The sequence below is a fragment of the Pseudoalteromonas sp. ESRF-bin5 genome (assembly GCF_002632075.1).
Taxonomy (GTDB): Bacteria; Pseudomonadota; Gammaproteobacteria; order Enterobacterales; family Alteromonadaceae; genus Pseudoalteromonas; species Pseudoalteromonas marina.
On record NZ_NTLW01000318.1, the window covers coordinates 16,607 to 27,793 of the forward strand.

Genomic DNA, 11,187 nt, shown 5'->3' on the forward strand with positions numbered 1-11,187 from the left:
TAAGCGGGCTTTTTAGTATTAATGCATAAAACACATTAATTATTTGTGATACTGGCCGCTAAGCTCGTGCACGGCATTAATAAATACACCGGCATTTTCTGGGTCAACATCTGGCGTAATACCGTGACCTAAGTTAAACACATGGCCATTGCCTGTACCAAAGTCTTCTAAAATAGTGCCTACTTCTTGGCGTATACGATCTGGCGTACCATGTAGCATTGACGGGTCCATGTTACCTTGCAAGGCCACTTTATCGCCTACGCGGCGTTTAGCATCGCCAATATTAATGGTCCAATCTAGGCCTACTGCATCACAACCTGTGGCTGCAATGGCTTCTATCCACTGGCCGCCATTTTTAGTAAATAATGTTACTGGCACTTTGCGACCATCGTACTCACGTATCAGGCCATCAACAATTTTGTGCATGTATTGCAGTGAAAACTCGTTGTAGTCGCGCGGGCTTAATACACCGCCCCACGAATCAAATACCATTAACGACTGTGCGCCGGCTTTTACTTGTGCGTTTAAGTAGTCGATTACTGAATCAGCAAGTTTGTCTAATAGTAAATGCAGTGTTTGCGGCTCTGCAAACGCCATTTTTTTAATTTTACCAAATACTTTGCTGCTACCGCCTTCAACCATGTAGGTAGCAAGTGTCCATGGTGAACCAGAAAAACCAATAAGTGGTACTTCGCCTTTAAGTTCACGGCGGATAGTACTTACTGCATTCATTACATAACCAAGCTCGTCAGTTGGATCGAGCTTAGGTATTTTTTTAACATCTGCAAGCGACGATATAGGACGTTCAAACTTAGGGCCTTCACCTGTTTCGAAGTACAAACCTAAACCCATTGCATCAGGAATCGTTAAAATATCGCTGAACAAAATGGCCGCGTCTAATGGGTAACGACGCAGTGGCTGAAGTGTTACCTCACAAGCAAGCTCAGCATTACGGCACAGGCTCATAAAATCGCCCGCTTGCGCACGTGTAGCACGGTACTCTGGTAAATAACGTCCAGCTTGACGCATCATCCATACAGGCGTTACATCAACAGGTTGTTTTGCAAGTGCACGTAAATAACGGTCGTTTTTTAATTCGCTCATGGCGTAAATGATCCTAATGCTTATAGAAATTGTGCAAGATTGTACCACTATATTCATCGCCTCTCTATTTCTTAAAGACGAAAACGCCTTTACATAGAAGCAGATCAATAATATTGATGGTTTTAATCCATTTTGATTATAAATTAGGCAGAAAACACTAACATTTAAAACTTTTTGTTAATATGTTTGCAACATAACAAAAACCTTGGTATTGTCTTTCCCGCGTTAACAAAAACAATAATAAATTATTAAAACAATAAAAATAAAAAGTTTTAAATAATAACAATAAAAATCATTTAATAAAAATAAGAAAGCTTGTTATAACAAGCCACTTGAAGAAATTAGACCACCTTAACCGGTGGTTTTTTCTTGCCTGCAATAAAATATTTAGCCTTTCAATAAATAATTCTTCTGCACGTTTACAACATCTGCATTACTTGTTGATATACACGCAAATTAAATATATCTTGATGTACATAAAAACGAATGTAACTAAAAACCAACCCAGCTTAGGAGAACAGTTATGCTGACGCGTGTAGAAAAAGCTCAACAGAAATGGGGTGGTAGCCATACAGTAATCGATAACTGGCTTAATGAACGCCAAGAACTTATTGTACTGTATTGCAAGATTGCAGGGTTTGCGCCTTATGATAAAAAAGATCACGCGCTACCAGAGCCTGAACAAATACAGTCTTTTTGCCAACTGCTTATGGATTACCTCTCTGCAGGGCATTTTGAAGTGTACGATGATATTGCTAAAGCCTGTGAAAAAAAGGGCTTAGAGAGCCAAAAACTTGCAAACTCAATTTATCCGCGTATTTCAGGCACCACCGATGTCGCACTTGATTTCAATGACAAGTACGCTGAAGTAAATAAAGAAGACTTATTAGAAGGGTTTGATAACGACCTTTCAGTTATTGGTGAGTCATTAGAGCTTCGTTTTGAGCTTGAAGATGAACTGATTGATAACCTGTTTTCTAATCATACTGATTAAATTAAGATTTAATTAAGTTACACGAATTAAAAAAGGGACCCTAAGGTCCCTTTTTACGTTTTAAGCTTGGCTTATTCTGCAGGTGCTTCTGCATTTTGAATTTCTAGTAATTCAACTTCAAAAACAAGTGTTGAATTAGCTGGAATTTTGCCAAGGTCACGATCGCCGTAAGCAAGCTCTGAAGGAATAGTAAACTTGTACTTAGACCCTACAGGCATAAGTTGTAAACCTTCCGTCCAACCAGCAATTACGCGATTAAGTGGGAATGTAGTTGGTTCGTTACGTGCGTATGAGCTATCAAACTCAGTGCCGTCTAATAAAGTACCTTTGTAATGTACTTTAACAACGTCTGTTGCTGCTGGCTTTTCGCCTTCGCCTTCGCTTAATACTTCGTATTGTAGGCCAGACTCAGTTACTGTTACGCCTTCTTTTTTAGCGTTATCAGCTAGGTATTGAACACCTGCCGCTTTGCTTTTTTCAGACTCAACTTTCGCTTTTTCTTCTTGCTTAGTGCGTACTGAGGTATCTAAAGCGGTTAACACTTCACGAATTTTTTCTTCGTCAATTTTTGCATTGCCAGCAAGTGCATCTTCAAAACCACGAATTAATAGCGCTTGGTCTAGCTCAATGCCAATTTCAGATTTGTCTGCTAGGTCTTTATTTAAAAAGTTACCTACAGAAGCACCAATACCGTATGCTTGTTGTTGCTCTACAGTGTCTAATGTTACTTCAGCTTGCTCTTTTTTTGCTTCTTGATTACAAGCTGTAAGCGCTAAAACCGACGCTGCAATCAATGACAATCTAATCGTCTTTTTCATTTTAAATCTCCGACATACTTTGCAGTTGTCATTTATTGTAATATTACTAGTTAAAGATTAACGCCCTACATGGTAGGCTGTTTGTTTAATAACTAAAGTCTGTATTGTTAGCTAAACTTAGAAATATATATCCAGTGATTAGACAAACAACCTAGGCATTTAACGCACCTAGTCTAACCTCTCAGTCACTAAGAGTTAAGAGGAAATACCTGTAAGATGTCGATATTTCGTACTTTTTTAATCGTTTTTAGCTGTTTTTTAGCCATTGCCTGTACCGATAAAAAAAATCAATCGGTAGAAAGCTTTGAGCATACCGCACAAGGTGCATTTTCGTCAGCTCTCTCTCACGATGGAAAGTACAGTTTAATCTCTTCTATCAACCATGGGGTCGCGCTGTGGGATAATCAACAGCACGTTTTAAAATACCAATGGTTTCAGCAGCAATCTCAAGACAACTTAGTTTACAGCCTTGCTATTGCCTTTGATAACAGCGTGGCGGTTACCGCAGAAAAAACAACTTTCGCAGTGTGGGATATCAGCACTGGCGAAAACAAAGGCTACTACAAAATACAAAAAGCCACGATTCGAGATATTGCCATTAGTAACCAAGGTCGCAGTGTATTATATGGCCGCAGCGATGGCGTGGTTGTATTTTTAAACCTTGAAACCGGACGTCGCATTGAGTTTTTAGGCCATCAAGATAAAGTTAACACCGTTGATTTGGCGCCTAATGGGCGCTACGCCTTAAGCGGCTCTAACGACTACGTTGCCTATTTTTGGGATACCAATACAGGCCAAGTTATTCATCGCTTTAGCCACCCAACTCGTGTTACTCAGGTAACCCTTGATCCACAAGGTCGCTTTGCATTTACCGCCGACAGTATGGCACAAGCACATGTATGGAAACTGACTACAGGTGATCTTGTGAGTAAACTGGCGTATATTGCGCGTCAGAAAATTTTTACCGCCGTGCGCTTTAACGAGCAAGGCACATTGCTGGCAACGGGTTCGCCTAATAAGCGAGTTGATTTATGGCAAATATCAAGCGGTGAAAAAATTCAAACGTGGCAAGTTACGCCGCGAGAAGGCAGTAAACCAAAATCGGCCGTTGTGCTTGATGTGGCATTTATAGATAACGATAAGTCGTTGTTAACCGAAAGCTCCAGCGGTATCGCAGAGCGATTTATTATACGAGACACTAATGAACACAATTGAACACCGCGTAATGGAACTTGAAGCCAAAGTGGCTTTTCAAGATGAAACGATTGAAATCTTAAACGATGAGATCAAAGTGCACCAGCAAATGCTAGCTAAAATGAAACGCCAAACAGAACTGCTGGCAGAAAAAATTAAAGAAGCGCAAACCTCGCCTTCTATGATGTCTAATATGCCAGAGCCACCGCCTCCGCATTACTAAAAGGTGTGTACCTAAGCAATAAAAACCGGGTTAGTCGCCCGGTTTAAACACACCAATGACTTGCTCAAATTGGCGAGTAGATGCCTGAACAGCGTTCTCTGGTTGTGACATTTTATGCCCACACTCAACACACTCTACTTTTTCAACATCATGTTCTCTGTAAAGCATCATTGTATCCATGGCTTTGCAGTCAGGGCACGATGCACCAGCAATAAATCGCTTCTTTTGTCTCACAACATTTTTCCTGTGGTTTGAACTACAACTATTTTATCGTATAACATCACTTGTTGATACGCTTGATAAGCGCATTAAGTTCTATGGTATGATAGCGCCAACTTAACAAGGGTACAGTAAAGTAACGCATTCATGATCCAAATATCAGAAATAGAACTCCTTCGTGGCGGAACAGCCTTATTAAAAAATGCATCAGCTACGTTATTTCCAGAGCACAAAGTAGGCCTTGTGGGCGCCAATGGCTGTGGAAAATCAACCTTATTTGGTTTACTAAAATCTGAATTGCAACTTGATGCTGGTAATTGCAGTATTCCTAAAGATTGGTCTATTGCTTCGGTTAAACAAGAAACCCCTGCCCTCGAAATAAGCGCGATTGATTATGTATTGCAAGGACACCCTGAATACTACGCGCTGCGTATTGCGCTGAGAGAAGCAGAACAAAATAACGATGGCGATACTCAAGCCAAAGTGCATATTCAGCTAGAAAACATGAAAGGCTACAGCATTGAATCGCAAGCTGGCGAGCTGTTGCATGGGTTAGGCTTTGCTAATAACCAAATAGAAAACCCTGTTAGTGCGTTTTCGGGGGGGTGGCGCATGCGTTTAAACCTTGCCCAAGCACTTATTCGAAACGCTGATTTACTATTACTCGATGAACCAACAAACCACCTTGATTTAGATGCCGTATATTGGCTTGAACGCTTTTTACGTGCCTATACAGGCACATTGGTACTTATATCGCACGACCGCGAGTTTTTAGATGCCGTGGTTGATCAAATTTGGCACATAGATAAACAACTTATCAATGTATACAAAGGTAACTACTCGCAGTTTGAACGCCAAAAAGCAGAGCGTTTATTACAACAGCAAGCCATGTTCGAAAAACAGCAAGAGCAAATTGCCCACCTAGAACAGTTTATTACTCGCTTTAAAGCAAAAGCCAGTAAAGCTAAACAGGCGCAAAGCCGTGTTAAAGCACTTGAGCGTATGGAAAAGCTTGCCCCTGCACATGCCGACTCACCATTTAATTTTGAGTTTGCAGAGCCATCAGCGCTACCAAACCCACTCATGACGCTCGACAAAGCTCAAGCCGGGTATGGCGACGTAACTATTTTAAATAGTATTAAGCTGAACTTAGTACCTGGCAGCCGTATTGCACTACTGGGTAGAAATGGCGCAGGTAAATCCACATTAATTAAATTACTTGCCGGCGACTTAAAACCACAAGCTGGGGATGTATTTCAGCACCAAGGCCTTAATATTGGCTATTTTGCACAGCACCAGCTTGAATCCCTTGACTTAAAAGCCAGCGCAATTACGCATTTACAACGTTTAAACCCAAAAGCTACTGAACAATCACTACGCGACTTTTTAGGCGGCTTTGCCTTTATTGGCGATAAAGCGCTTGAGCCTGTAGCACCGTTTTCAGGTGGTGAAAAAGCCCGTTTAGTGCTGGCTATGTTGGTATATCAAAAACCAAATTTACTGCTACTCGATGAGCCTACCAACCACCTTGACTTAGAAATGCGCCATGCACTTGTTATGGCCCTGCAAGGCTTTGAAGGCGCTATGGTTACCGTATCGCATGACCGCCACATGCTGAAAAACACCGCCGATGAGTTTTACCTTGTAGACAGCGGTGAAGTAACCCAATTTGGCTACGAACTTGACGATTATTACCAATGGCTTCTTAATGCTAATAAAGCGGCTACTAAATCGGAGCAGGCCGATGAGCCAAAAGCAAACTCAGGGGTTAATAGAAAAGAGCAAAAGCGCTTAGAGGCTGAATTTAGAAAAGCCATTCAACCGCTTAAAAAGCAAATTGAGAAACTTGAAAAGCAGCTCGACAAATACGCAGCAGAGCTAAGCGAAGTGGAAGTTGCACTTGGCGATAACGAACTCTACAACGATGACAACAAAGCCCAGTTAAAAGAGTTAATTGCTAAGCAAGCCACGCTTACGCCTAAACTTAACGATATTGAAGAAGAGTTACTTATGGCGCTTGAAGAAATGGAAGAAAAAGAGCAGGCCTTTGCCGATGAACTTGCTTAACTGCGATGACTTTTGGCAATTTGCATGTGACCTTTATAGCAAAGGTGACATGCAAACGCGTCTGTTGGATTATCAAAACCAGCAAGGTAAAAATGTAAACCTGTGTTTGTTACTGTATTACCTAGACTCTCTCAAGCTAGCAGTTAGTCAAACTCAGCTAAACAAGCTTGAACAATCAATTTGTGAATTTGACCAGCAGGTATTGAAGCCCCTTCGTGCTACACGCGCCTATCTAAAAGCAAATCAAACCGAGATTGCAGATTACGCTGTAATTCGTAAAGAGCTGCTCAGTACTGAGCTCAAGCTCGAGAAACAACAACAACAGATGTTAGTAGAAAAAGTGAATACTTTAACATTAGAGCCTGATTCGAGGACCACTAATGTAATGCTATATGTTGGAGAGCTTTAAGCATTCGTTTTTTGCTGCAACTGCAACCCTGTTAGGGTTGCTAAAGTAATAACTAACAATGAAACAGGCAATTCTATAATGGAAGTTTCACTGAAAAAGTAAAACTCTTGCAATATCAATGAGACAGTTACTGTACCAAGCAAAGAGCCTAAAAAGTAAACATAAAATGTATATCGCCAAGCATAATTATCACTGCGATATGCCATTACACCGTATAGAAAAAAAGATAAAACACTAGAAGGCATGATTGCAATAAGAATGTAATCGCCAAGCCTCGATGATGCATAGCGCTCAAAACCAACAACAGTATTAAGTAATGTCGATAAGGCAATTTGCAGCAGCATAATCACTAAAGTGTATTTAACTATCCGTGTAATGTTCAATGCCTACCACCATTATTACTAGGTATAAAAATAAAGCTATAAAGGAAAATTATAAGCCCAAGCAGATGTTATTGCTACTAAGCTTGTAGGAACCAGCTTTAGCTGCGAATAAATTTTGCATTCCCCTCATTTACTTCTCATTCTCTCTTTGTGCAAAAAACTATTTAAATAACTGACTCACAATGAGGCATAGAGGCGCTTCGCTTTAAGAGAAAAACAAAGCCGTGATTTAGCTCAGCAAACTTACAATAAAAATTATCGCCATAAATGACGACCTACAGTAATTCATTACCTTGAAACTGCTTTTTATCATTAATTCTCGTTGGGTTTCGCTAGCTCTAGCCAACCTATTTGATCCAAATCAACTTCTTTACGACTCATTTAATAATCAGGAAAATAGCTTGATCTGGATCAGTTCAGAGCTGCAAAAATAGACCTATGATTACCCCATAGACATCAGGAGGCAATTATGGACGTATTCTTTAGAGATTTTTTTAGCGACCCAGTGTTATTTCTATCATTTGGCTTTTTAGGCGTCGTTATTAGTTTATGCCTATTTTTTGTGTATTTTTTCATGAAAAAAGTACACGACGCTGATCTGAAAGAACAACATTAAAAAATTAAGCACGACGCACAAAGCGCCTAATTAGTTATTAATTAGGCGCTTTTTATTCTTTTTGATACACTAACGCTTCGTTTTTGCAAAGTGTGTAGTATAAACATGACTCATAAGTTTAAACCCGCATGGTGGATGACCAATCGTCACGTTCAAACCATAATGCCGCGTTTTTTCCGCCCTTTTCATAATACTCGCTACGAATTAGAACAGCTTGATACACCCGACGGTGATTTTATTGAGCTTGCATGGTCACTTCCGCATAACGAAAATGCTCCTCTTGCCATTGTATTGCACGGCCTTGAAGGCAATATTAATAGCTTTTATGCCAAAGGCATGATGAAAGCGCTGAAAAAGCAAGGTTATGCCGTTGTACTCATGCACTTTAGAAACTGCTCAACAGAGGTAAACCGACTTCCCCGTGCGTACCACAGTGGTGACACAGACGACTTAGCCTTTTTTATTAATCACTTAAAACTACAATTTCCAAACAGGCTTTTATTTGCGGTTGGTTTTTCGTTAGGTGGTAATGTATTAGCAAAATATTTAGGTGAGCAAGCTCAGCGATGCCCATTAAATGCAGCAGCCGTTATATCAGCACCGTATGATTTATCATCATCAAGTGATGTAATACGCAAAAGCTTGGGTAAAATTTATCAAAAGTATTTGCTCGATCGTATGAAAAAATCGATGCAGCGCAAGTTGCCTCAAATTAAGCAGCAAATACCCATTACAACTGATGAATTAATGGACATTAATGATTTATTAGAATTTGATAATCATATAACAGCCCCTTTGCATGGCTTTGAGAATGCACATGATTATTATCGTCAAGCCAGTGCTATGCCCTACTTAAAACATATTGCTGTACCTACCTTAATCATTCATGCGAAAGACGACCCAATGCTGTCGATTAAAGCCGTGCCTAGCAAGCAAGATGTGAGTGAAGATGTTACCCTGTGCGTCTCTGAAAAAGGTGGGCACGTTGGATTTATTAGCGGTAGTAATCCGTTTAAACCCATTTTTTGGTTAGAAAAAGCCGTACCTAGCTATTTTAGCCAACACATAATAAACAAAACGAGTAACAAGCAGTAATGATTATCCCTTTTGAACAACTTGATAAAGACACACTATACAATTTAATAGAAAGCTATGTACTGCGTGAAGGCACTGATTATGGCGAGCAAGAGTTCAGTATTGAAAGTAAAGTAGCGCAAGTCAATCAGCAACTAAAAAATGGTGAAGCCATGGTGTTTTTTTCAGAGCTGCACGAATCGGTCACCATTATTTCAAAAAACGAGTTCAAAGCTATGCAAAGTGAAGAGCACCAACAAGCGTCGTATGATTAGAGTGTAATACTTGTAACTTTTTAGCTGAGCGTACACAATGGCTTTTTACCCAAAGAGCCAAAACATGATAAAACTCAGCACTCTAGTGGTAGCCGTATCACTAGCTTTAACAAACCAAGCCTTTGCAGAGCAACCTGTTAGCGCGTCAGACAAAGCGGTTAAACTTGCCAAAGACACTATTTTAATCGACACCCACATTGATGTACCTTACCGTATTCATGATAAATGGGCTGATGTAACTAAAGCGACTCAGGATGGCGATTTTGATTATCCTCGCGCAGTAAAAGGTGGCTTAAACGCGCCATTTATGTCGATATATATTCCTGCCCATTTAGAGTTTGAAGGTAAAGGCAAAAGCTATCAGTTAGCTAATCAGTTAATTGACGGGATGGAAGCGATTGCACAACGTGCACCCGCTAAATTTGCAATGGCAAGCTCTACAAACGACATAGAACAACAATTTAAAGATGGCAAATTGTCTATTGCTATGGGGATGGAAAACGGCTCCCCTATTGAAGGTGACTTAAAAAACCTTCAGCACTTTTTTGACCGTGGCGTACGTTACATCACTCTTGCACACTCACAAAGTAATCATATTTCTGACTCATCTTACGATATTCGCCGCAAATGGAAAGGCTTAAGCCCCTTTGGTAAAGAGCTGGTCACTGCAATGAATAATATGGGTATGCTGATTGATGTGTCGCATATCTCAGATGATGCGTTTTATCAGGTAATGGAATTGTCTAAAACCCCTGTTATTGCCTCACATTCATCATTGCGTAAGTACACCCCTGGTTTTGAGCGTAATATGAATGACGATATGCTATTAGCCCTTAAAAAGAACGGTGGTGTGATTCAAATTAACTTTGGTTCAAGCTTTGTTACAGCAAAAGCAGGTGCATGGGGTAAGCAACTAAAAAGTACAAAAGAGTCTGCTAAAGAACAAGGCACTAAGTTAAGTAATGATTTTGATGCGGCTTATCGCGCTAAAAATCCGTATCCTTTTGCCAGCCTTGAACAAGTGCTTGATCATATTGATCACGTTGTAGAGTTGATTGGCATTGATTATGTTGGCATTGGCTCTGATTACGACGGTGTTGGCGATTCGTTACCGATTGGCTTGAAGGATGTATCTAGTTATCCAAACTTAGTACAAGGCCTTATGGATAGAGGCTACAGCGATGGCGACATAAAAAAAATACTAAGTGGCAATACACTAAGAGTATGGAAGCAAGCTGAAGCATATGCCAAAAAACACTAAGCTGTAAAATTTGTCAGTTATCAAAAAGTTTAATTAATAGCACGGCTTAAAGTCGTGCTTTTTTATGTGTTAAGTATAATTTAACACCAAGCTACTAATAGCTGAAAACGAAACACTTTTCTTTAGGCATTAAAAAACCCGAGGCTAAGCTCGAGTTTTTTAGTATTAATTAACTTAAACGTTAACTATCACTCATTGAACGTTGCTACAAAGCACCTACGCCTGAGGTAAGAGCGCCGCCTTCACGTGAGGCAAATTGCAGGCATTAAAAAAGGCCACCTAAGTGACCTTTTTCTAACAATTAACTAAAACGTTAATTATTACTCTACGATAGTTGCTACAACACCAGCACCTACAGTACGGCCACCTTCACGGATAGCAAAACGAAGACCTTCATCCATCGCGATTGGTGCGATTAGAGTTACTGTCATCTTGATGTTATCACCAGGCATTACCATTTCTACGCCTTCTGGTAACTGTACGTCACCAGTTACGTCAGTTGTACGGAAGTAGAACTGTGGACGGTAACCTTTGAAGAATGGAGTATGAC

General features: G+C 40.2%; 13 protein-coding genes. 8 read left to right on the forward strand and 5 right to left on the reverse strand.

The annotated features are described in order from the left end of the window. Positions 1-39: 39 nt before the first annotated feature. Positions 40-1,104, reverse strand: coding sequence for a uroporphyrinogen decarboxylase (gene hemE, locus BCG07_RS19405; RefSeq protein WP_008126752.1), 1,065 nt, complete (start codon positions 1,102-1,104; stop codon positions 40-42). A 523-nt stretch (positions 1,105-1,627) separates the two neighbouring features. Between hemE and BCG07_RS19410 the strand changes: the two genes are divergently transcribed. After that, a complete protein-coding gene (locus tag BCG07_RS19410) occupies positions 1,628-2,098 on the forward strand; it encodes an Rsd/AlgQ family anti-sigma factor (RefSeq protein WP_006793746.1) in 471 nt (156 codons plus the stop codon). A gap of 71 nt (positions 2,099-2,169) precedes the next feature. Here BCG07_RS19410 and fkpA read toward each other — a convergent pair whose 3' ends face one another. Beyond that, the gene (gene fkpA / locus BCG07_RS19415) at positions 2,170-2,916 is read right to left on the reverse strand and encodes an FKBP-type peptidyl-prolyl cis-trans isomerase (protein WP_008126756.1); all 747 of its coding nucleotides are present in this window, start codon (positions 2,914-2,916) and stop codon (positions 2,170-2,172) included. A gap of 216 nt (positions 2,917-3,132) precedes the next feature. On the opposite strand from fkpA, the gene BCG07_RS19420 reads away from it, so the two are divergent. Continuing rightward, complete coding sequence (locus tag BCG07_RS19420) at positions 3,133-4,131, forward strand: WD40 repeat domain-containing protein (protein WP_008126758.1); 999 nt, start codon at positions 3,133-3,135, stop codon at positions 4,129-4,131. Continuing rightward, complete coding sequence (locus tag BCG07_RS19425) at positions 4,118-4,333, forward strand: SlyX family protein (RefSeq protein ID WP_006793743.1); 216 nt, start codon at positions 4,118-4,120, stop codon at positions 4,331-4,333. The genes BCG07_RS19420 and BCG07_RS19425 overlap by 14 nt, the downstream gene beginning before the upstream one ends. A gap of 30 nt (positions 4,334-4,363) precedes the next feature. Here the strand turns inward: BCG07_RS19425 and BCG07_RS19430 are convergent, their stop codons facing one another. After that, a complete protein-coding gene (locus BCG07_RS19430) occupies positions 4,364-4,567 on the reverse strand; it encodes a YheV family putative zinc ribbon protein (RefSeq protein WP_010557786.1) in 204 nt (67 codons plus the stop codon). Positions 4,568-4,699: 132 nt separating this feature from the next. On the opposite strand from BCG07_RS19430, the gene BCG07_RS19435 reads away from it, so the two are divergent. Both BCG07_RS19435 and BCG07_RS19440 read left to right on the forward strand, forming a co-directional pair. Next, on the forward strand, positions 4,700-6,619 hold the full coding sequence (locus tag BCG07_RS19435) for an ATP-binding cassette domain-containing protein (RefSeq protein WP_286891620.1): 1,920 nt from the start codon (positions 4,700-4,702) through the stop codon (positions 6,617-6,619). Beyond that, entirely contained in the window at positions 6,606-7,028 is a 423-nt protein-coding gene (locus tag BCG07_RS19440) for a TIGR02444 family protein (RefSeq protein ID WP_058430099.1), read from the forward strand. Before BCG07_RS19435 ends, BCG07_RS19440 begins: the two co-directional genes overlap by 14 nt. Here the strand turns inward: BCG07_RS19440 and BCG07_RS19445 are convergent. Beyond that, a complete protein-coding gene (locus tag BCG07_RS19445) occupies positions 7,025-7,411 on the reverse strand; it encodes a hypothetical protein (protein ID WP_286891623.1) in 387 nt (128 codons plus the stop codon). The genes BCG07_RS19440 and BCG07_RS19445 overlap by 4 nt on opposite strands. Before the next feature lie 721 nt (positions 7,412-8,132). Here BCG07_RS19445 and BCG07_RS19450 point away from each other — a divergent pair. From BCG07_RS19450 to BCG07_RS19460, 3 genes are all read left to right on the forward strand, one after another. Beyond that, positions 8,133-9,122, forward strand: a complete 990-nt coding sequence (locus tag BCG07_RS19450) for a hydrolase (protein WP_286891625.1) — start codon at positions 8,133-8,135, stop codon at positions 9,120-9,122. Next, complete coding sequence (locus BCG07_RS19455) at positions 9,122-9,376, forward strand: YheU family protein (protein WP_243532296.1); 255 nt, start codon at positions 9,122-9,124, stop codon at positions 9,374-9,376. The genes BCG07_RS19450 and BCG07_RS19455 overlap by 1 nt, the downstream gene beginning before the upstream one ends. A gap of 64 nt (positions 9,377-9,440) precedes the next feature. Continuing rightward, positions 9,441-10,637, forward strand: a complete 1,197-nt coding sequence (locus tag BCG07_RS19460) for a dipeptidase (RefSeq protein ID WP_286891628.1) — start codon at positions 9,441-9,443, stop codon at positions 10,635-10,637. Between the two features lie 320 nt (positions 10,638-10,957). Here BCG07_RS19460 and BCG07_RS19465 read toward each other — a convergent pair. After that, on the reverse strand, positions 10,958-11,187 hold a 230-nt coding region (locus BCG07_RS19465; protein WP_502694089.1), incomplete at its 5' end, for an EF-Tu C-terminal domain-related protein.

Bases quoted from the DNA above. Each gene is read 5' to 3' on its own strand.
- hemE (WP_008126752.1), bottom strand. From the start codon at position 1,104: ATGAGCGAATTAAAAAACGACCGTTATTTACGTGCACTTGCAAAACAA.
- BCG07_RS19410 (WP_006793746.1), top strand. From the start codon at position 1,628: ATGCTGACGCGTGTAGAAAAAGCTCAACAGAAATGGGGTGGTAGCCAT.
- fkpA (WP_008126756.1), bottom strand. From the start codon at position 2,916: ATGAAAAAGACGATTAGATTGTCATTGATTGCAGCGTCGGTTTTAGCG.
- BCG07_RS19420 (WP_008126758.1), top strand. From the start codon at position 3,133: ATGTCGATATTTCGTACTTTTTTAATCGTTTTTAGCTGTTTTTTAGCC.
- BCG07_RS19425 (WP_006793743.1), top strand. From the start codon at position 4,118: ATGAACACAATTGAACACCGCGTAATGGAACTTGAAGCCAAAGTGGCT.
- BCG07_RS19435 (WP_286891620.1), top strand. From the start codon at position 4,700: ATGATCCAAATATCAGAAATAGAACTCCTTCGTGGCGGAACAGCCTTA.
- BCG07_RS19440 (WP_058430099.1), top strand. From the start codon at position 6,606: ATGAACTTGCTTAACTGCGATGACTTTTGGCAATTTGCATGTGACCTT.
- BCG07_RS19450 (WP_286891625.1), top strand. From the start codon at position 8,133: ATGACTCATAAGTTTAAACCCGCATGGTGGATGACCAATCGTCACGTT.
- BCG07_RS19455 (WP_243532296.1), top strand. From the start codon at position 9,122: ATGATTATCCCTTTTGAACAACTTGATAAAGACACACTATACAATTTA.
- BCG07_RS19460 (WP_286891628.1), top strand. From the start codon at position 9,441: ATGATAAAACTCAGCACTCTAGTGGTAGCCGTATCACTAGCTTTAACA.